Source organism: Bradyrhizobium sp. SRS-191, assembly GCF_024586915.1.
Taxonomy (GTDB): domain Bacteria; phylum Pseudomonadota; class Alphaproteobacteria; order Rhizobiales; family Xanthobacteraceae; genus Bradyrhizobium.
Genome location: NZ_JANBVS010000009.1, coordinates 43,498 through 63,256 on the forward strand (window position 1 = coordinate 43,498; position 19,759 = coordinate 63,256).

Here is a 19,759-nt window from a genome sequence, read left to right on the forward strand (position 1 = left end):
GCCGAAACGCGCGTTCGAGTGAACTACTGCCGGAGCATGATCAGCGGATTGGCGCTGTCGGGCACCAGGCGCCATTGCGCATTGTCGTCGGCCTCGAACCGCCAGGTCTCGCCGCGCGCCGACATCAGCATCATCTGGCCGTGCTCGAGCCGCCACTGCGTCGGCGCGAAGGCTGCGACGGTCGGATCGCATTTCGGCTTCACGAACACCTGGAAATTGTCGTTGCCGGCTTCTGTGTTGGTCAGCACCAGGCTGCAGACCACGGCGCCGTTGCCGCGCACCATGGCCCAGTCGCCGATCATCTGGTCCATCGACTTGGCGAGCGAGCGTGCCGCGGCCAGGTTCTGCAGGATGTAGACGCCCTCGCCCTGCCGCAGCCCCTCGAAGATGCCGGCCTCGACCTCGGTGAAATCGATCACCGCCTCGCCATTGGCAGACTGCAGGCTGACGATGTCGTCGAGCCCCTTCACGTTCCAGCCGGCGATGTCCTTGGTGAAGGGCAGCGCGGTGGCGCAGGCAGGCTCCATCTCGAGCTTCATCCCGCGCTGCGCTGCGTCGGGCTTCAAGGTCAGCACGCAGGTCTTGCTGCGCTCGGTGGTCGCAAGCTCCCACTGCCCGATCATCGCCTTCTTCAGGCCGCCGGCATCCTGCGCAAGCGCGGGAGCGACGGCCAATGACGACAGCGCGATCAGCAATGGGAGCAGGCGTTTCATCAGCGGCCTTTCACCGGCGTTTCCGGAACGGGCGTCAGCGGCGGCTTGCCGGCAAACCAGACCTTGAGGTTGTCGACCACCAGCTGATCCATCGCGTTGCGGGTTACGATGGCAGCCGAGCCGATGTGTGGCAGCAGCACGACATTGTCCATCGCCTTGAGCGCGTCTGGCACCGCCGGCTCCTTCTCGAACACGTCGAGGCCGGCCGCGAGAATGGTGCCGGACTTCAGCGCCTCGACCAGCGCCGCCTCGTCGATGACAGAGCCGCGGGCGACGTTGACGACGACGCCTCGCGGACCCAGCGCCTTCAGCACCTCGGCGTTGACGATCTTGTTGGTGCCGGCGCCGCCGGGCACGATCACGACCAGCGTGTCGACGTCCTTGGCCATCTGCAGCAGGTCGGGATAGTGCTTGTTGGCCACGCCCGCGGCAGGGTTGCGCGAGTGATAGACGACGGGGACCAACGAGGCTTCGAGGCGGCGCGCGATCGCCTGGCCGATGCGGCCCATGCCGACCATGCCGACGGTGCGGTCACGCAGCGAGCCGACGCTGAGCGGATATGGCTTCGACTCCCACTCACCCGAGCGCACGAAGCGGTCGGCCTTGATGAACTCGCGGCAGGTCGCGATCAGCAGGCCGAGCGCGACGTCGGCGACCTCCTCGGTCAGCACGTCCGGCGTGTTGGTGACGATGATGCCGTGCTGTCCGGCATGGGCAGCTGCGATATGGTCATAGCCGACGCCGAAGCTTGCGATCATCTCGAGCTTCGGCAGCATCGCCATGACGGCGGCATCGGTCTTCACGGTGTGGAAGGTCACCGCGACGCCGCGGATTCGGCCCTTCACGTCCGCCGGCAGCGCTTCGAGATCGGCCTGCGTCGTCGCATGGTGCACGTTGAAGCTGTCCGGGAATCCCTTCTCTAGGATCGGCCGCAGCGGCCCATAGATCAGAACATCGATCTTCTCAGACGAAGTGGCCGCCATCAGTTATCCTTTCCAAGAGCACTTTCGTGCCAGCGCCGCAGAACGAGGTGCGAAACTAGCGCCAGCAAGCCATAGATGACAATCCCGGCGACCGACAGCAGCACCAATGCAGCGAACATGCGAGGTATGTTGAGTCGATAGCCGGATTCCGCGATGCGATAAGCAAGGCCCGAGCCCGCACCGGCGCTTCCGGCCGCGATCTCCGCGACGACAGCGCCGATCAGCGAGAGGCCGCCGGCAATGCGCAGGCCGCCAAGAATGTAAGGCAGGGCCGCGGGCAGCTTCAGATGGCGCAAGGTCTGCCAGCGCGAGGCGCCGTAGAGCTGGAACAGGCCGGCAAGATTGCGATCGACCGAGTTGAGCCCGAGCGCAGTGTTCGACAGCACCGGAAAGAAACCGACGATCCAAGCGCAGGTCACCACCGCGGTCTGCTGCGGCAGGTAGATCAGGAGCAGCGGCGCGATCGCGATGACGGGTGTCACCTGCAGCACCACGGCGTAGGGAAACAGCGCCCATTCCAGCCAGCGGGACTGGTTGAACAACAGCGCCAGCGCGATGCCGCCGAGCGCGGCCGCGATGAAGCCTTCGAGTGTCGTGATCAGGGTCGTCAGCAGCGACTGCGCCAGGATGTCCCAGTCGGCGATCAGCGTCCTCAACACCAGCAGCGGGCCCGGCAGCACATAAGGCTGGATGCCGTTGATGCGCACCACCAGCTCCCACGCCGCCATCGCGGCGATGAAGACGACGGCCGGAAACGCCAGGCTGGCCAGCCGCGCGCCGGAGATCAAAGCGCTTCGCTCACGCCCCTCGCTCACAGCGCATGCACTCCGGTATAGGCCGGCGCCAGCGCATCCGACACGCGGCGGCAATACGCGGCATAATCGGCCGAAGCGCGGAACGCGTCATCGCGCGCGTCGGTCTCGATTCGAATCTCGGCGCTGAGCCGGCCGGGGCGCGCCGTCATCACCAGCACACGCTGCGACAGATAGACCGACTCGAACACCGAATGCGTGACGAACAGGACGGTCATGTCGAGGCTGCGCCACAGCGCCAGCAGATCGTTGTTGAGGCGAAAGCGCGTGATCTCGTCGAGCGCTGCGAACGGCTCGTCCATCAGCAGGATGTCCGGCCGCGTCACCAGCGCGCGCGCCAGCGACGCCCGCATCTTCATGCCGCCGGAGAGCTCGCGCGGAAACGCGTCCGCGAAATCGGCGAGCCCGACCTGCGCCAGCGCCGCATCGATGCGCGGCCGCGCCTCGGCAGTCGGCACATGCGCAAGCTTCAGCGGCAGGCCGACATTGTCGCGCACACTGGTCCAGGGCATCAGGGTCGGCTCCTGAAACACGAAGCCGATGCGATGGCCGGGATGCGTCATCGACGAGGCTGCGATCTCGACCGTGCCGCTGCTCGGGCTGGCGAGCCCCGCGATCAGCCGCAATGCCGTCGACTTGCCGCAGCCGGAGGGACCGAGCAGCGACACGAACTCTCCCTTGCCGATCGACAGATCGATCGGCCCCAGTGCGGCGACGCCGGACTCGTAGACCTTGGTGACGGCGCGCAGCTGCATCGCGACATCCGCGGCGCGCACGGACGAAGGGGGCGAACTCATCTGCGGGACAGTTCGATCACGCGACCTACTTCTGCGGCCGCAGATCCACGCCGACGCCCTTGTTGACGAAGCGCAGCGTGTAGGACTTGCGATAATCGATCGTCGGCTTGACGACGCCCGCGCGCACCATCTTGTCGAAGAAGCTGGTGATGCGCTCCTCGGTCATCGCGCCGATACCCTTCTCGACGCTGTCGCCGGAATCGACGATGCCGTACTCCTTCATCTTGGCGACCGAATAGGCCAGGAGATCATCGGTCATCTCCGGGTTCATCTTCTTGATCAGCGCATTGCCCGCGGAGTTGTCGCCGTAGATGTAGGTGTACCAGCCGATGATCGAGGCATCGACGAAGCGCTGCACCAGGTCCGGCTTGCTCTCGATCAGGTCGCGCCGGGTCTCGATCAGGGTCGAATAGGTGTTGAAGCCGTTGTCGGCGAGCAGGATGACGCCGGGCTTGAAGCCGGCGGCGCGCTCGACCGCGAACGGCTCCGAGGTGACATAGCCTTGCATCGCGCTCTGCGGCGTGGCGATGAAAGGCTGCGGGTTGAAGGTGTAGGGCCGGACGTTCTTCTCGGAGAAGCCGTATTCGGACTTCAGCCATTGATAGTAGCTGGAGATGCCCTCCTTGGAGACGAACATCGTCAGCGGCTTCAGCTCCTCGAGCTTGGTGACCTTGGACTCCGGATGCGTCAGGAACACCTGCGGGTCCTTCTGGAACATCGCGGCGATCGACACCACCGGCACGTTGTTGGCGACCGCATCGAACGCCATCAGCGTATTCGCCGCCATGAAGAACTCGATCTTGCCGGAGATCAGCAGCATCCGGTTGTTCTCGTTCGGGCCCCCGGGCACGATCGTCACGTCCAGCCCGTAGCGCTTATAGGTGCCGTCGGCGACCGCCTGGAAGAAGCCGCCATGCTCGGCCTCGGCCACCCAATTGGTGCCGAACGAGACCTTGTCCAGGGTCTGGGCCTGGGCGGTCCCCACCATCGCCCCCAAAGTCCCGCCGATGACCAGCCATGCCGCCATTAACGTTCGCGACAGAAGCGATTGCGCCATGCCTGGTCTCCCCGGTTCTTTCTGGCTGAACATGTTAAGATCGTCCGGTGATAACTACCCTGCCCGACGGACGAAGGAAACTACCCGCGCGATGACCGTGCCGCCCCACGATTGGACCGAGCTGAGCTGGCCCGCATTGGGAACGTCCGAGGCGGCGAGCTGGATCGCGGTGCTGCCGCTGGCCGCCACCGAGCAGCATGGCCCGCATCTGCCTCTTGGCACCGACGTCTACATCGCCGAAGCCTATCTCGCCCGCGTCCGCGCGCTGCTGCCGCCGGCCCTGCCGGTGACCTTCCTGCCGGTGCAGCCGGTCGGGATCTCCACCGAGCACATCGATTTTCCGGGCACGCTCACCCTGCCGACCGAAACCGCGCTGCAGAGCTGGCGCGCGCTCGGCGACAGCGTGGCGCGCGCGGGCATCCGCAAGCTCGTGATCGTCACCAGCCATGGCGGCAACAGCGCCGCGATGACCCTGGTCGCGCAGGATCTGCGCGCCGCGCATCGCATGCTGGTGGTGACGACATCGTGGTCGCGCTTCGGCGCGCCCGATGGCCTTTTCTCGGCGGAGGAGCTGCGCCACGGGATTCATGGCGGCGCGGTCGAGACCTCGATCATGCTGGCCCGGCATCCCGCGCTGGTGCGCACCGACGCCGTCGCCGATTTCACATCATCGGCGGTCGCGATGGAGCAGACTTATCGCGTGCTGTCGACGCAGCGCCCCGCGCCGCTGGCCTGGCAGACGCAGGATCTCAACGCGAGCGGCGCCGTCGGCGATGCCACGCAGGCCTCGGCCGAGAAAGGCGAGCGCGTGCTCGACCACGGCGCACGCGCCTTCTGTGCGCTGCTGGAGGATGTCGATAACTTCGACGTGAACACGCTGCGCGCAGGCCCGCTACCAGGCCTTTGATTCGGCGGCAAGCCTCTGCACCAACTAACAAATTCGAAGCACCCCTGGACCGCGCCGGGGCGATTCGAACCGCTTTCGAAAAGGCTCCGTCCAATTGGGCAAGCGGCCGGGACCGGCCGCCCCAACGCACAACAGGAGCCTTCACATGTCGATCAAGAGCAAGATTGCCGCCATTGCACTGACTGCGCTCGCCGTCACCGGCAGCGTCGCCACGACCTCCACGCCGGCCGCCGCCGGCGGCTACCATCATCACTGGGGCTGGGGCGTCGGCGCCGGCCTCATCGGGGCCGCGGTCGTCGGCAGCGCCATCGCCGCCAGCAATGACGGCTATTCCTACGGCGGCGGCTATCGCTATTGCCGCTGGGTGCCGCAATACGACATCTACGGCCAGTATGTCGGCCGTGTCCGAGCCTGCGGGTATTGATGCCTGGCCTTCGCCTCGGCCGGCCGGCCCACGCCCGCCGCGCTGAACGGCAGCCTCGCTCTTCGCCGCCGCGGCGGTCCGACCGTCGCAATCCGCGTCTCCACAGCCCGTCCGGCATCCCGGGCGGGCTGTTTGTTGCATGAATATCACACCTCATGACGAACATGCGCACCGACCCTGGCAATCTTGCTGTTGCGACTTAATCGCAATATAAATCATCCTCAAATTACCGCAGCTCGTCCACATTTCCGATCGAAGTTCGGCACCTCCGTAATCTTCTCGTGACTGTGCGCGGGCAATCAGGTGTGACGTTGCTTGTGTCGTGTGCTTCTGCCTTGGGGAAACTGCCGCCATGATCCGCTCGAACTGCACCCCGGAGATGATCCTGGCCGGCGCCATGATCGTCGCGCTGGCGGCGCCCGCTACGGCCGCTGACCTGCCGGTCAAGGCCCGGGTGGCGCAGACCGTGTTCGACTGGACCGGGCTCTATGTCGGCGGCCATGCCGGCTACACCCGCGATCACGCCCAGGCGACCCTGACCGATCCGAGCGGCAGCGTCAGCGCCGGCAGCCCCTTCAGCGGGCTCACCGGCGGCGTGCAGGCCGGCTACAACTGGGTCACCCGCTCCGGCCTGCTGCTGGGCCTGGAAGGCGACTTCAGCTTCCCGAACTATCTGACTTCCAACCACACCGTCGCGATGCTCGGCACGCCCGGCTCCAACGTGTCCGAGCTGTGGGACTACGTCGCCACGGCGCGCGGCCGCGTCGGCTACGCCCGGGGCGACTGGCTGGTCTATGCCACCGGCGGCCTCGCCTGGACCGGCGGACGCTTCATCAACACCACGGCGGCCGGCAACGAGAAGCTGCTCACGACGCGGCTTGGCTGGGTGGTGGGCGCCGGTATCGAGCGCGGCTTTGCGCCGCACTGGAGCTGGCGGCTGGAGTATCTCTACAACCGCTTCGAGAATGGCGGCGTCAACTTCTCCAACGGCGCCAGCTACACCTCCGCACTCGACTTCCAGACCTTGCGCGTCGGGCTCAACCGCAAGCTCGATTTCGCTGACGGTCCCGAGCTCAAGCTCAAGAACGATCCGTCCGACACGGAGTCGGACCGCTGGGAAATCCACGGCCAGGCCACCGTCATCGGCCAGGGCTACCCGGCATTCCGCGCCGCCTACACCGGCACCAACAGCCTGACGCCGGCGCGTCAATTCCAGGAGACCTGGAGCAACAGCCTGTTCATCAATGCGCGGCTGTGGGACGGCGGCGAGGTCTACTACAATCCCGAGCTGCTGCAGGGCTTCGGCCTCAGCAACACCGTCGGTCTCGGCGGCTTCTCCAATGGCGAGGCGCAAAAGTCCGACTTCCCCTACCCGCACTACAACACGTCGCGGCTGTTCCTGCGCCAGACCTTCGGCTTCGGCGGCGAACAGGAGCAGCTCGGCAGCGGCCAGTTGCAGCTCTCCGGCAAGCAGGACATCTCGCGTCTGACGTTCCAGATCGGCAAGTTCCCCGTGCTCGACGTGTTCGACGGCAATGCCTACGCCAAGGACGCGCGCAAGGACTTCATGAACTGGTCGATCTGGGCGCCGGGCGCCTTCGACTACGCCGCCGACAAGCTCGGCCTGACCTATGGCGCGACCGCCGAATTGAACCAGAAGAACTGGGCGCTGCGCACCGGCTATTTCCTGGTCGACGCCACCTCGAACTCGAACAATTTCGACATGAACCTCTTCAAGCGCGGCAGCTACGTCATCGAGTTGGAGACGCGCTATCAGCTGTTCTCGCAGCCCGGCCATCTGCGCACCATCGGCTTCTTCAACAACACCTTCTCCGGCAGCTATCGCGAGACGCTCGACAATCCCGCGCTGAATGCCGACATCCCCCAGACCCGCCGCGGCCGCAGCAAATATGGCTACGTCGTCTCTTTCGACCAGGCACTGTCGGATGAGCTCGGCCTGTTCGGCCGCTGGAGCTGGAACGACGGCAAGACCGAGATCATGGCGTTCACCGACATCGACAACAGCCTGTCGCTCGGCGCCTCGATCAAGGGCAATCGCTGGGGCCGCCCCGACGACACGATCGGCCTTGCCGGCGTAACCAACGGCCTCTCGGGCGACCACCGCGCCTTCCTCGCGGCCGGCGGGCTCGGCCCGCTGATCGGCGACGGCGCGCTGAACTATCGCCGCGAGAGCATCATCGAGGCCTACTACGCCTATTCGATCAACAAATACCTGACGTTCACGGCGGACTATCAGTTCGTCAACAACCCCGCCTACAACGCCGACCGCGGCCCAGTGTCGATCTTCTCGGGCCGGCTGCACGGCGATTTCTGAGGGACGTCAGGTCGCACGCGCACTGCGCCCCGGTCAGGACGCCGGTGGTGGCCACGACTGGCGCAACATAATCGGTGTCGTCCCGGCCTTGAGCCGGGACCCATACCGCGGACGCACTCGAGGGAACGTCGCTGCCAGTTGCCTGCCTCATCAGGGCCGGTGGCTACGGGTGGTCCCGGCTCGAGGCCGGGACGACCGCGGAGAATGACGCGCCGCTGCGGTCCAGATTGACCAGCAATCCGACCGTAACCGCCATGCGCGCACCGCAACACGGCAATGGGCGGCTACCCTCCCCATATGCTAGGACCTGTGTCCATTCCCGCCCATCCGGGCGCCACATCAGGTCGCAATGCTCTCCGTCGAACTCTCGATCATCGTCGTCCTCATCGTCGTCAACGGGCTGTTGTCGATGTCCGAGCTCGCCATCGTGTCGTCGCGGCCCGCCCGGCTGGCGCTGCTGGCCGAAAAGGGTGTCGGCGGCGCGCGCCGCGCATTGGCGCTGGCGGCCGATCCCGGCCGGTTCTTGTCGACGGTCCAGATCGGCATCACCCTGGTCGGCGTGCTCTCAGGCGCGTTTTCGGGCGCCACGCTCGGCCAGCGCCTGACGCAATGGCTGCTGGAGCTCGGCATGTCGGCCTCGGTCGCGGACATCGTCGGCGTCGGTCTGGTCGTCACCATCATCACCTATGCCACCCTGATCGTCGGCGAGCTCGTGCCGAAGCAGGTGGCCTTGCGTGATCCCGAGGCGATCGCGGTGCGCGTCGCTCCGGCAATGCAGCTGCTGGCCAAAGTGTCGCTACCGCTCGTCGTACTGCTGGATGTGTCCGGCAAATTGATCCTGGCGCTGCTCGGCCGCTCCGGCAATGCCGAGGAAAAGGTGTCGGAAGCAGAGATCCATCACCTGGTCCGCGAGGCCGAGACCGCTGGCGTGCTCGAGCCCGGCGAGAAGGAGATGATCGCCGGCGTGATGCGGCTCGGCGACCGCCCGGTCGGCGCCATCATGACCCCGCGCCCGGAGGTCGACGTCGTCGATCTCAACGATGATCCCAAGGCGATCCGGGAGCTGCTCGCCAAGAGCCCGCATTCGCGTCTGCCGGTGTCCGACGGCGAGCGCGACCGCCCGATCGGCGTGCTGCAGGCCAAGGACCTGCTGGCGGCTTACTTGCGCGACGAGACGCCGGACCTGCGCGGCCTGGTCCGCGAGGTGCCGATCATTCCTTCCACCGTCGACGCCCGCGACGTCATCGCGATCCTCAAAGTGGCGCCGGTGCATATGGGCCTCGTGCACGACGAGTACGGCGCCTTCGAAGGCGTCGTGACCGCGGCGGATATTCTCGAATCGATCGTCGGCGCGTTCTCATCGGAGGAAGGTCCGCCGGAGCCGGCCTGCGTGCGCCGTGACGACGGCTCTCTGCTGGTCTCCGGCTGGATGCCGCTCGACGAGTTCGCGGACGTGCTGGCCATCGAGGTCCCGCCGCATCGCGGCTACCACACCGTCGCCGGCCTCGTGCTGCAACACTTCGGCAGCGTCCCCGACGTCGGCCAGAGCTTCGAGCTCGAAGGCTGGCGCTTCGAAATCATCGACCTCGACGGCCGCCGCATCGACAAGATCCTGGCCACCAAGCTCGCGCCCGAAGGTGGCGAGCCGAATGTGGGGTAGTTAGGGTGCCAAGGTAGTAGCAACAATGCTGCCCCCTGTCGCAAGAGACCACGGCCATTCGCCGCACGAACGGTGCGCTCCCTCTCCCCGTTCTTCACGGGGAGAGGGTCGGGGTGAGGGGCAACCTCACGGGTAGTGCCGCTATCAGCACCGGCCTGCACGTCCGATGGAGCGCCAATGCGGCTCCGCTTGTGGCATGCCCCTCACCCGGATTGCTGCGCAATCCGACCTCTCCCCGCAAAGGGCGGGGAGAGGTTGCACCATGCACGCCGCGGGTCGCGTGCCACCAACAACTTTTCGATGGCCGATTCGCCCGTCGGGCGGAGTGCCGATCTCCAACACGGCGGCTGAGGGCTGATGCAGCCCTCATACAGCCTGCGCCAAAACACTCATTTCCGTTGCGCGCCCAACAAGAAGCCCCATTTCAAGATCCCCCGCCAAAAATAAATCACTTCCGAAAATCATAACTCCTGCTCTATCCTTCCCCCATTCCGGTCCTGATGAGGGGCGTACGCGTCGTCACGAACGTTGGGCCGGCAATGCGATGGACGGGATGGCGGCGCTGGACGAGCGCCGGCGTCACGGACGGCGAAATCGTGTGGTCCTGACCTCCCGATGCTGAGGTCCGCGGCAGCGCGCGTGACGCGCGTCGTCGCCACGGTGGCCAGGAGCCGGTGCACCGGGGAGAGCACGTATAAGCCGTTAAAACCGATCGCGCAGGGAGGGCCGGGTCTGTCCGGCTGAACCTGTGGTACCTGCCGCCTGCAATTTTTCTCGCAGGCGGGCCACGGGCCTCAGTCGAGGTCCGGCTCTCCCTGCGCCCTCACAAGTCCCGAGGGCCACCGACAGGCACACCCCGGACATCACATGTCGCGGGAACGTGAAGACGCGGCTTGCGTATCCTTTGATAGGCCGGGTTGCGACCGGAATTCCCGGCCGTCGGCGCTTGAAATCAAACCATCACAGAGGGCACTTAGGGTGCGGATTCGGCCGGCCGGCAGCCGGCGCGACCAGCCCTCAAGGCCATGACGAGGACCCGTCCGCAGCCAACGGCTGCGGCCGACGAGACGAGACACGCGAATGATGCTTCAGGACCTCCGGACGACCGTGCTGCGCGAGGCCGTGCGCCCCAACGTCTGGGACGTCGTGGCGCTCATCATCGTGGTCGGCGCGATGGTGCTGATCGTCTATGGCGGCGAGCAGACCACGCTGCCGCTGTCGGCCCTCGACACCGCGCCGGTGTCGCTCGATCCGTCCAACCTGCCGCTCTACGCGCTGCGCACCACCTTGCGCATGCTGCTCGCGATCGCCTGCTCGCTCGTCTTCACCTTCGTCTACGCCGCGCTCGCGGCCAAGAGCCGCCGCGCCGAGATCGTGCTGATCCCGCTGCTCGACATCCTGCAATCGGTGCCGATCCTCGGCTTCCTGACCTTCACCGTCGTGTTCTTCATGAACCTGTTCCCGGGCAAGGTGCTGGGCGCCGAGCTCGCCTGCGTGTTCGCGATCTTCACCAGCCAGGCCTGGAACATGACCTTCAGCATGTACCAGTCGATGCGCAACGTGCCGAAGGACCTGGAGGAGGCAACGCGCAGCTTCCACCTCTCCGGCTGGCAGCGCTTCTGGCGGCTCGACGTGCCCTATGCGATGCCCGGCCTGATCTGGAATGCGATGATGTCGATGTCCGGCGGCTGGTTCTTCGTCGTCGCGTCGGAAGCGATCACCGTCGGCAACACCACGGTCACTTTGCCGGGCATCGGCTCCTATGTGGCGCTGGCGATCCAGCAGAAGGATCTCGCCGCCATCGGCGCGGCGCTGCTGACCATGCTGCTGGTGATCACCGCCTATGACCAGCTGCTGTTCCGCCCGATCGTCGCCTGGGCCGACAAATTCCGCTTCGAGCAGACCGCGTCGGGCGATCCGCCTGGTTCGTGGATGCTCGACCTGTTCCGGCGCACGCGCGCCCTGCGGTCGATTTCGATCCCGTTCGCGGCGATCAACCGCTCGTTCTCCAACCTGCGGATCAACTGGCCCAAGGCCTGGAGCGGCCCGGTGCGTCATGCGCCGCCGTCGCAGCTCGTCGACGGCCTCTGGCTCGCGGTGGTCATCCTCGGCTGCGCCTATGCCGGCTGGAAGACCTACCTCTATCTCTCGGCGACCCTGGCACCATCAGACGTGCTCAGCGCAATCGGCTACGGCCTGATCACGCTCCTCCGCGTCGTCGTGCTGATCACGCTGGCCTCGTTGATCTGGGTGCCGGTCGGCGTCTGGATCGGGCTGCGGCCGAAGCTCGCCGAGCGCATCCAGCCGCTCGCGCAATTCCTCGCCGCCTTCCCGGCCAACCTCGCCTTCCCCGTGTTCGTCGTGCTGATCGTGCGCTACGGCCTCGACGCCAATGTCTGGCTCAGCCCGCTGATGATCCTGGGCACGCAGTGGTACATCCTGTTCAACGTCATCGCCGGCGCCAGCGCCTTCCCGACCGACCTGCGCGAGGCGGCGGCGAGCCTGCATCTCAAAGGCTGGCGCTGGTGGTTCAAGGTCGTGCTGCCCGGCGTCTTCCCCTATTACATCACCGGTGCCATCACCGCGTCCGGCGGCTCGTGGAACGCGGCGATCGTCGCCGAGGTCGCGAGCTGGGGCGACACCCATCTGACCGCCTCGGGCCTCGGCGCCTACATCGCAGGAGCAACGGAGCGCGGCGATTTCCCCCGCGTCGTGCTCGGCATTGCCGTGATGTGCATCCTCGTCACTCTGTTCAACCGGCTGCTGTGGCGGCCGCTCTATGCCTTCGGCGAACGCCGGCTGCGGCTCGGCTGACCGGGAGAGATCATCATGCGCGACCAGGTCAAGGACACCTCGCTGATCGAGATCAAGAGCGTCAGCCGGATGTTTCCCAAGGGCAGCGGCGAGGATCTCGTCGTGCTGGAGAAGGTCGACCTCACCATCCGCGCCGGCGAGATCGTCGGCCTGCTGGGACGTTCGGGCTCCGGCAAGTCGACGTTGCTGCGGATCATCGCCGGGCTGGTGGCGCCATCGTCGGGCGAAGCGAAGTGTCGCGGCGAGATCATCGCCGGCCCGCCTGTTGGCGTCGCCATGGTGTTCCAGTCATTCGCGCTGTTTCCCTGGCTGACCGTGCTGCAGAACGTCGAGCTCGGCCTGGAGGCGCTGGGCATCGAGGCCGCCGAGCGGCGTAAGCGCGCGCTCGCGGCGATCGACCTGATCGGCCTCGACGGCTTCGAATCCGCTTTTCCCAAGGAGCTCTCCGGTGGCATGCGCCAGCGCGTCGGCTTCGCCCGCGCGCTGGTGGTGCATCCCGACCTGCTGCTGATGGACGAGCCGTTCTCGGCGCTCGATGTCCTCACCGCGGAGACCTTGCGCACCGACCTCGTCGACCTCTGGACGGATGGCCGGCTGCCGATCAAGTCGGTGCTGATGGTGACGCACAACATCGAGGAGGCGGTGCTGATGTGCGACCGCGTCCTGGTGTTCTCGTCCAATCCGGGCCGCGTCGCCGCCGAGTTCAAGATCGACTTAGCCCATCCGCGCAACCGGCTCGATCCCGCGTTCCGCCAGCTCGTCGACAGCCTCTATGCGCGCATGACGCAGCGGCCGGAGCCGAAGCTGCCGAGCACCGCGAGCGCCGGCGTCGGCATGGTGCTCAGCCACGTCTCCTCCAACTCGATCTCAGGCCTGATCGAGACGCTCGCCGGCGAACCGTATAACGGGCATGCCGACCTTCCGGTGCTGGCTGGCCATCTGCAGCTCGAGGTCGACGAGATCTTTCCGTTGGCGGAGGCGCTGCAACTGCTGCGCTTCGCGCATCTCAGCGAAGGCGACCTGACCTTGACCGAGGACGGACGGAGGTTCGCCCATCAGGAGACCGACGAGCGCAAGAAGCTGTTTGCGCAGCATCTGATTGAGAACGTGCCGCTGATGGGCCTGATCCGCCGCGTGCTCGACGACCGCCCCTCGCACGCAGCGCCAGCCGCGCGCTTCCGCATCGAGCTTGAGGACTACATGTCCGAGCACTACGCCGACGAGACGCTGCACACCATCGTCTCCTGGGGCCGCTACGCCGAGCTGTTCTCCTACGACGAGCAGTCCGAGACCTTCAGCCTGGAGAACCCGCATTAGTTCACTGACCGCCCCGCCCTCCGCTGTCGTCCCGGGCAAGCCCGGCAACGCGAAGCGTTGGCGGACGCCGACCCGGGACCCATACCGCGTGATCTCGCTTGAGGCAGGCGGCGCGTTGAACCTTCAGCGTAACGAACTGATGCCTGTGGTTATGGATCCCCGCGTGCGCGGGGATGACACTGAGGGTGCGGACGCGGCGTACCAACTCACTCAGAAAGGCGTAGCAACCTCAAGCCGCCGCGAACGTGTCGGGCCGCGCCATCGCCCAGGCGTCGCGGAAGCGGACGTCCTGGGTGCCGTCGAGCAGCTCGCCGGGCCGCAGCGATGGATAGAGCTTCGCGAACGAGGACACTTCGGTGGTCGACGTCCGTTGCGAGAAGTGGATCGGACGCAGATCCTGCGGATGCTCGAGTCCGGCCGCCGCGAGCAGCTCGGTCAGCGCATGCAGGGTCGCATGATGGTAGTTGTAGACGCGATCCATCTTGTGCGGGACGACCAGCGCACGGGCGCGCGTCGGGTCCTGCGTCGCAACGCCGGTCGGGCACTTGTCGGTATGGCAGCTCAGCGACTGGATGCAGCCCAACGAAAACATGAAGCCTCGCGCGGAATTGCACCAGTCGGCGCCGATCGACATGGCGCGGGCCATGTCGAAGGCGGTGGCGATCTTGCCCGACGCGCCGATCTTCACGCGGTCGCGGATGTTCATGCCGACCAGCGCATTGTGCACGAAGTTGACACCCTCGCGCATCGGCATGCCCAGATGGTCCATGAACTCCAGCGGCGCAGCACCCGTGCCGCCCTCATTGCCGTCGACCACGATGAAGTCGGGAGTGATGCCGGTCTCCAGCATCGCCTTGCAGATGGCAAGGAACTCCCAGGGATGGCCGATGCACAGCTTGAAGCCGGCCGGCTTGCCGCCGGACAGCCGACGCATCTCGCCGATGAACTGCATCATGCCGACAGGCGTCGAGAACGCGCGATGCGCCGGCGGCGAGATGCAGTCCTCGCCCATCGATACGCCACGGATCTTGGAGATCTCCTCGGACACCTTCGCGGCCGGCAGCACACCGCCATGGCCGGGCTTGGCGCCCTGGCTGACCTTCAGCTCCACCATCTTGATCTGCTCGATCGACGCCGTGCGTGCGAAAGCATCCGGATCGAAGCTGCCGTCGCGGTGACGACAGCCGAAATAGCCGGAGCCGATCTCCCAGATGATATCGCCGCCCATTTCGGCGTGGTACGGGCTGAAGCCACCCTCGCCCGTGTCATGGGCGAAGCCGCCCCGCTTGGCGCCGCCGTTCAGCGCGCGCACGGCATTCGGGCTCAGCGCGCCAAAACTCATCGCGGAAATGTTGAACACCGACGCCGAGTAAGGCTTGGCGCAATCGGGGCCGCCGATCTGAATCCGGAATTTCTCCTCGGCATGCGGCTTCGGCGACACCGAATGGTGCATCCACTCATAGCCCTCGCGATAGACGTCCTCCTGGGTGCCGAACGGGCGCTTGTCGAGCACCATCTTGGCGCGCTGATAGACGACTGCGCGGGTGTCGCGCGAGAACGGCATGCCGTCCTTCTCGCTCTCGAAGAAATACTGCCGCATCTCCGGCCGGATTTCCTCGAGGATGAAGCGCAGATGCGCCGAGATCGGGTAGTTGCGCAGCACCGCGTGACTCTTCTGCATGAAGTCCCGGACGCCGAGCGCGGTCAGCGCGCCGAAGATCAGCAGCGGTATCAGCACGAGATCGAAGATCTTGCGATCGTAGATGCCGAGGACGAGCAGCAGGGCGGTCGCCGTGGCGCAGATCGTCAGCACGATGTAGCGCGGCGAGAACGGAAGCAGCAGCGTATCCATGGAGGGCCTCGGGGCGGATCGTGGACGGTCAGCACTGAAGATACTACGCGCATCGCGAAGCAATCGTTACACAAGCCCGCGCGATTGGCCATCGACGGTATCACATCGTCGAAAGTCCGCGGCGATGGACCCGGATGCCACGAGGTCCACCGCACCCTTGCACGGGTGCGAGGGTGCGGTGCCATCATAGTGCATCGACCGAACCCGCGGGCCTGCCCAGGAGAACGATTGACCCGCCTGCCCCGTGACGCCTCAGCCCTCCGCGAACAGGCCGGAATGCGCCTCGCGGAGCTGACGCTTCAGCAGCTTGCCGCTGGGATTTTTCGGCAGCGCATCAACGAACACGATGCGCTTGGGGGTCTTGAACGAGGCCAGCCGCGTCGACGCCTGCTTGAGAAGCGCCTCCTCGGTCAGCTCGCAGCCCGACTTCACCACGACCATCGCGACCACGGCTTCGACCCAGCGCGGATGCGGCAGGCCGACCACGGCGACCTCCGATACTTCGGGAATTTGATACAGCGCCTCCTCGACCTCACGGCTGGCGACGTTCTCGCCGCCGGTCTTGATCATGTCCTTCTTGCGGTCGACGATGGTGATGTAGCCTTCCTCATCGATGGTCGCGAGATCGCCGGAGTGAAACCAGCCGCCCTGGAAGGCCGCCGTGGTGCGCTCTTCGTCGTGGAAGTAGCCGAGCATCAGATGCGGCGAGCGATGCACGACTTCGCCGACTTCGCCCGGCGCGACATCGTTCATGTCGTCGTCGACCACCCGCGTCTCAACATTAAGGACGGCGCGGCCGCACGAGCCCGGCTTGCGCAATTGGTCCTCTGGTCCAAGCATCGTCGCGAGCGGCGCGATCTCGGTCTGGCCGTAGAGATTCCACAGCTGGACCTTCGGCAGCCGCTGCGCCAGCTCGCGCAGCACCTCGACCGGCATGATCGAGGCGCCATAATAGCCCTTGCGCAACGTCGAGACATCAGTGGTCTCGAACAGCGGCGAGCGCAGGATCGAGATCCACACCGTCGGCGGCGCGAAGAACGAGCTGATACGATATTTCGCAATCAGCGGCAGCAGATTGTCGGGCGTCGGGAATGCGGTGATGATGTTGGTGGCGCCGACATAGATCGACGGCCCGAAGAACACATCGAGCTGTGCGCAATGATACAGCGGCAACGCGTGCAGTGTGACGTCGTCAGCGGCAATGCCGGCATCGACGATGCAGCTCACATATTGCCAGATCACGGCGTCATGGGTCAGCATCGCGCCCTTCGGCAGCGACTCGGTGCCCGAGGTGTAGACGATCTGCGCGACGTCGTGGCCCGCGATCTCCACGGCAGGCACCGTCGCCGTGGACGCTGCGAGCTCGGCAAAGTCGATCATGTCGCTCTGCCGCTCGCTCGGCACTTCCGATGGCAGCCAGATCATCTGCTCGACTGCCGGCGCCAACGCCTTGGCCGCGCGCGCCACGGCGGCAAATCCGCTGTCGGTCGCCAGCAGCCGGGCGCCGGCATGTTTGAGGATGTAGGCGACCTCCTCCGGCTTGAGCATGAAGTTGATCGGCACCAGCACGGCGCCGAGCCGGGCCAGCGCGAAGCGCAGGGCCGCGAACGCATGCGAGTTGCGGGCAAGGATGGCGACGCGCTCGCCCTTGCCGACACCGCGGCCGGCAAGGCCTGCCGCAAGGCGGTCGACCAGGGCGTTGAACTCGGCATAGGTCCAGCTGGTATCGCCGCAGATCACGGCCGTCTTACCGGGCGTGCGCGCCGCGCTCCGCCGCAGGAGGTCACCGAGCGTCTGTCTGCGAACGATGGAATCCATGGCCGTTCCCCTTGCTGTCGCGGGGATGGCCGCCCGTCAGGCAATCCAGGTCCCCTCCCTGTGTCGCGCCGGACGTCTGCAGGTCCGGTCTTGCGGGCGAAAATCGCACGGCCGCTTCGGCGCGCGCAAGGAGGATATTGCCAACGAAAAGAGCGCCCCGATTGCGTCGAGGCGCTCTTTGACGAATTCCAAAATAGCGGGATGGGCGGCTCAGCGCTCGACGAACGCCTTCTCGATCACGAAGTGGCCGGGCTCGTTGCCGCTGCCTTCGAGGAAGCCGCGCGACTCGAACATGGTCTTGAGCTCCTCGAGCATCGCCGGGCTGCCGCACATCATGATGCGGTCCTTGGCGATGTCGAGCTCGTGCTGGCCAAGATCGTTGAACAGCTGCTGCGACGAGATCAGGTCGGTGATGCGGCCGCGATTGCGGAACGGCTCGCGGGTGACGGTCGGATAGTAGTGCAGCTTGCCTTCCAGCAGCTCCCCGAACAGCTCGTCCTCGCGCAGCTTGGCAACGACGCTCTCGCCATAGGCGAGCTCGGCGACCTGGCGGCAGCCATGGACCAGCACGATGCTCTCGAACCGCTCGTAAACGTCGGGGTCCTTGATCAGGCTGGCGAACGGCGCAAGACCGGTCCCGGTCGACAGCAGCAGCAGCCGGCTGCCGGGCAGCAGGTTGTCAGGAATCAGCGTGCCGGTGGCCTTGCGGCCGACCAGGATGGTATCGCCTTCCTTGATCTTCTGGAGGCGCGAGGTCAGCGGGCCGTCCTGCACCTTGATGCTGAAGAACTCGAGCTCCTCCTCGTGATTGGCGCTCGCCATGCTGTAGGCGCGCAGCAGCGGGCGGCCCTCGACCTCGAGGCCGATCATCGCGAACTGACCATTCTGGAAACGGAAGCCCGCATCGCGGGTCGCCCGGAAGGAGAACAGAGTGTCCGTCCAGTGGTGAACGGAAAGAACTTTCTCTTTATAGAACGCGCTCATGTCGTTTGTTTTTTCACGTGGGCTGAAGTTGGAAGAAACAAGTCGTGACGAGGCAGGATCGCAAAAAACCCTATAGATCCCAGCGATTTTCGGCGCCTGATGTACGTGAAAACAGCAAATAATCAACCCGCATGACTGCACCATTGATCACGATCAAACGCATGCCGGCCCGTGCCGGATCGCCTCGATCTGCAATTCGTTCGTACACAAACGACATGGGTAATTTACTTGCCGAGACCAGGGCTTTCCAGCACTTTAATTCCGCAACCACGGCCCAATCCTTGAGCAATGATTAACCATCCGCACCACCAGCTCGCCGCCGTGACCCGCTATTGCGCCGAGCGGGGGATTTCGCTCGACGTCCGGGAGGACGGCTGGTTGCTGGTGCTCGGCAATGCCACCAAGCGTCACCTGATCTTCGGCTATGATCTCGGCCTGAACAGTGCGGTGGCGCACAGAATTGCCTGCGACAAGGCCGCGACGGCCGCCCTGCTGGCGGCCTCCGGGGTTCCCGCGGTCCCGCATGCGTTCTTTCTCGGGCCGGCCATGGCGGGCAGCAGCGAGCCCGAATGGACATCCATTCTGGAATTGCTCGAGGCGCATCCGAGCGGGCTGGTCGTGAAACCGAATGAGGGGACGTCGGGACGCGGGGTGACGCGCGTCCACGCCGCGACCGAGCTCAAGAACGCGCTCACCGTCATCTTCGATACCGGAGCCAGCGCAGCGATTGCGCCGCTGCTGGAGATCGTGGACGAAGTTCGCGTCATCCTGCTCGATGGCGTTCCACTGATTGTCTATCGCAAGCAGCGGCCCGTCGTGACCGGCGACGGAATTCATTCCGTGCGCGAGCTCGCGCTGAGGGCTGCGCCGATCCAGCAGCAGTCGCAACTGCTTCGGCGCCTCGCCGCGGAGTTCGACGCATCGACGCTGCACGCGATCGTCCCCCACGGCGAGCAGCGCCTGTTGAGCTGGCGGCACAATCTCGAATTCGGCGCCCGGCCGGTGCTGCTGAGGGACGGCGAGCTGCGCGAGACCTGCACGGCACTGGCGCGGGAAGCCGCACGCGCGATCAACATCCGCTATACGTCGGTCGATGTCGTCATGGCCGACAGCCAATGGCGGGTGCTCGAGATCAATTCGGGCGTGAAGCTGGAGGCGCTCGGCGAGCATGCGCCCGAGCTGGTGGAGGCAGCCACGTTCGCCGCGCTCGACGCCATCTTTGCACCCCGTGCCTCGGGATCAGCAGCAGCGGGATCCAAACTCTCGCAATAAGATTTCTCTAGCGT

The 19,759-nt window shown here is 65.7% G+C and carries 16 protein-coding genes; 7 read left to right on the forward strand and 9 right to left on the reverse strand.

The genetic code is table 11. From position 1 onward, the window contains the following. Positions 1 to 23: 23 nt before the first annotated feature. The 5 genes from NLR35_RS17705 to NLR35_RS17725 form a co-directional block, all read right to left on the reverse strand. Positions 24 to 623, reverse strand: coding sequence for a protease inhibitor Inh/omp19 family protein (locus NLR35_RS17705; RefSeq protein ID WP_257168019.1), 600 nt, complete (start codon positions 621 to 623; stop codon positions 24 to 26). 89 nt (positions 624 to 712) lie between these two features. Then, positions 713 to 1,696 (reverse strand): 2-hydroxyacid dehydrogenase, encoded by a 984-nt coding sequence (locus NLR35_RS17710; protein ID WP_257167810.1) that lies wholly within the window; start codon positions 1,694 to 1,696, stop codon positions 713 to 715. Continuing rightward, a complete protein-coding gene (locus NLR35_RS17715; RefSeq protein ID WP_257167811.1) occupies positions 1,696 to 2,511 on the reverse strand; it encodes an ABC transporter permease in 816 nt (271 codons plus the stop codon). The genes NLR35_RS17710 and NLR35_RS17715 overlap by 1 nt, the downstream gene beginning before the upstream one ends. After that, on the reverse strand, positions 2,508 to 3,305 hold the full coding sequence (locus NLR35_RS17720) for an ABC transporter ATP-binding protein (protein WP_257167812.1): 798 nt from the start codon (positions 3,303 to 3,305) through the stop codon (positions 2,508 to 2,510). The genes NLR35_RS17715 and NLR35_RS17720 overlap by 4 nt, the downstream gene beginning before the upstream one ends. 25 nt (positions 3,306 to 3,330) lie before the next feature. Continuing rightward, complete coding sequence (locus tag NLR35_RS17725; RefSeq protein ID WP_257167813.1) at positions 3,331 to 4,362, reverse strand: ABC transporter substrate-binding protein; 1,032 nt, start codon at positions 4,360 to 4,362, stop codon at positions 3,331 to 3,333. Positions 4,363 to 4,453: 91 nt separating this feature from the next. Between NLR35_RS17725 and NLR35_RS17730 the strand changes: the two genes are divergently transcribed. The 6 genes from NLR35_RS17730 to NLR35_RS17755 all read left to right on the forward strand — a co-directional run bounded on the left by NLR35_RS17730 (position 4,454) and on the right by NLR35_RS17755 (position 13,819). Beyond that, on the forward strand, positions 4,454 to 5,269 hold the full coding sequence (locus NLR35_RS17730) for a creatininase family protein (protein WP_257167814.1): 816 nt from the start codon (positions 4,454 to 4,456) through the stop codon (positions 5,267 to 5,269). Positions 5,270 to 5,414: 145 nt separating this feature from the next. After that, a complete protein-coding gene (locus tag NLR35_RS17735) occupies positions 5,415 to 5,693 on the forward strand; it encodes a hypothetical protein (protein ID WP_257167815.1) in 279 nt (92 codons plus the stop codon). Between the two features lie 352 nt (positions 5,694 to 6,045). Then, on the forward strand, positions 6,046 to 8,028 hold the full coding sequence (locus tag NLR35_RS17740) for a carbohydrate porin (RefSeq protein WP_257167816.1): 1,983 nt from the start codon (positions 6,046 to 6,048) through the stop codon (positions 8,026 to 8,028). 349 nt (positions 8,029 to 8,377) lie between these two features. Beyond that, on the forward strand, positions 8,378 to 9,688 hold the full coding sequence (locus NLR35_RS17745; protein ID WP_257167817.1) for a hemolysin family protein: 1,311 nt from the start codon (positions 8,378 to 8,380) through the stop codon (positions 9,686 to 9,688). 1,080 nt (positions 9,689 to 10,768) lie between these two features. Continuing rightward, the gene (locus NLR35_RS17750; protein ID WP_257167818.1) at positions 10,769 to 12,502 is read left to right on the forward strand and encodes an ABC transporter permease subunit; all 1,734 of its coding nucleotides are present in this window, start codon (positions 10,769 to 10,771) and stop codon (positions 12,500 to 12,502) included. 15 nt (positions 12,503 to 12,517) lie between these two features. Further along, positions 12,518 to 13,819 (forward strand): AAA-associated domain-containing protein, encoded by a 1,302-nt coding sequence (locus NLR35_RS17755; RefSeq protein ID WP_257167819.1) that lies wholly within the window; start codon positions 12,518 to 12,520, stop codon positions 13,817 to 13,819. Between the two features lie 229 nt (positions 13,820 to 14,048). Here NLR35_RS17755 and NLR35_RS17760 read toward each other — a convergent pair whose 3' ends face one another. The 4 genes from NLR35_RS17760 to NLR35_RS17775 all read right to left on the reverse strand — a co-directional run bounded on the left by NLR35_RS17760 (position 14,049) and on the right by NLR35_RS17775 (position 18,762). Continuing rightward, positions 14,049 to 15,671, reverse strand: coding sequence for an FMN-binding glutamate synthase family protein (locus tag NLR35_RS17760; protein ID WP_257167820.1), 1,623 nt, complete (start codon positions 15,669 to 15,671; stop codon positions 14,049 to 14,051). Positions 15,672 to 15,923: 252 nt separating this feature from the next. Continuing rightward, positions 15,924 to 17,489 (reverse strand): acyl-CoA synthetase, encoded by a 1,566-nt coding sequence (locus NLR35_RS17765; protein WP_257167821.1) that lies wholly within the window; start codon positions 17,487 to 17,489, stop codon positions 15,924 to 15,926. Positions 17,490 to 17,699: 210 nt separating this feature from the next. Then, positions 17,700 to 18,473 carry a ferredoxin--NADP reductase gene (locus NLR35_RS17770; RefSeq protein WP_009026109.1) on the reverse strand — a complete coding sequence of 258 codons (774 nt, stop codon included), beginning with the start codon at positions 18,471 to 18,473 and terminating at the stop codon, positions 17,700 to 17,702. 70 nt (positions 18,474 to 18,543) lie between these two features. Beyond that, positions 18,544 to 18,762, reverse strand: coding sequence for a hypothetical protein (locus tag NLR35_RS17775; protein WP_257167822.1), 219 nt, complete (start codon positions 18,760 to 18,762; stop codon positions 18,544 to 18,546). Between NLR35_RS17775 and NLR35_RS17780 the strand changes: the two genes are divergently transcribed. Continuing rightward, on the forward strand, positions 18,762 to 19,745 hold the full coding sequence (locus NLR35_RS17780; protein WP_257167823.1) for a RimK family alpha-L-glutamate ligase: 984 nt from the start codon (positions 18,762 to 18,764) through the stop codon (positions 19,743 to 19,745). The genes NLR35_RS17775 and NLR35_RS17780 overlap by 1 nt on opposite strands. Positions 19,746 to 19,759: the final 14 nt, after the last annotated feature.

What these genes read in the sequence shown, in the direction of transcription:
- NLR35_RS17765 (WP_257167821.1), bottom strand. Translation starts at nt 17,489, where the DNA reads ATGGATTCCATCGTTCGCAGACAGACGCTCGGTGACCTCCTGCGGCGG.
- NLR35_RS17760 (WP_257167820.1), bottom strand. Translation starts at nt 15,671, where the DNA reads ATGGATACGCTGCTGCTTCCGTTCTCGCCGCGCTACATCGTGCTGACG.
- NLR35_RS17740 (WP_257167816.1), top strand. Translation starts at nt 6,046, where the DNA reads ATGATCCGCTCGAACTGCACCCCGGAGATGATCCTGGCCGGCGCCATG.
- NLR35_RS17770 (WP_009026109.1), bottom strand. Translation starts at nt 18,473, where the DNA reads ATGAGCGCGTTCTATAAAGAGAAAGTTCTTTCCGTTCACCACTGGACG.
- NLR35_RS17730 (WP_257167814.1), top strand. Translation starts at nt 4,454, where the DNA reads ATGACCGTGCCGCCCCACGATTGGACCGAGCTGAGCTGGCCCGCATTG.
- NLR35_RS17745 (WP_257167817.1), top strand. Translation starts at nt 8,378, where the DNA reads ATGCTCTCCGTCGAACTCTCGATCATCGTCGTCCTCATCGTCGTCAAC.
- NLR35_RS17750 (WP_257167818.1), top strand. Translation starts at nt 10,769, where the DNA reads ATGATGCTTCAGGACCTCCGGACGACCGTGCTGCGCGAGGCCGTGCGC.
- NLR35_RS17735 (WP_257167815.1), top strand. Translation starts at nt 5,415, where the DNA reads ATGTCGATCAAGAGCAAGATTGCCGCCATTGCACTGACTGCGCTCGCC.
- NLR35_RS17780 (WP_257167823.1), top strand. Translation starts at nt 18,762, where the DNA reads ATGATTAACCATCCGCACCACCAGCTCGCCGCCGTGACCCGCTATTGC.
- NLR35_RS17710 (WP_257167810.1), bottom strand. Translation starts at nt 1,696, where the DNA reads ATGGCGGCCACTTCGTCTGAGAAGATCGATGTTCTGATCTATGGGCCG.
- NLR35_RS17725 (WP_257167813.1), bottom strand. Translation starts at nt 4,362, where the DNA reads ATGGCGCAATCGCTTCTGTCGCGAACGTTAATGGCGGCATGGCTGGTC.
- NLR35_RS17705 (WP_257168019.1), bottom strand. Translation starts at nt 623, where the DNA reads ATGATCGGGCAGTGGGAGCTTGCGACCACCGAGCGCAGCAAGACCTGC.
- NLR35_RS17720 (WP_257167812.1), bottom strand. Translation starts at nt 3,305, where the DNA reads ATGAGTTCGCCCCCTTCGTCCGTGCGCGCCGCGGATGTCGCGATGCAG.
- NLR35_RS17755 (WP_257167819.1), top strand. Translation starts at nt 12,518, where the DNA reads ATGCGCGACCAGGTCAAGGACACCTCGCTGATCGAGATCAAGAGCGTC.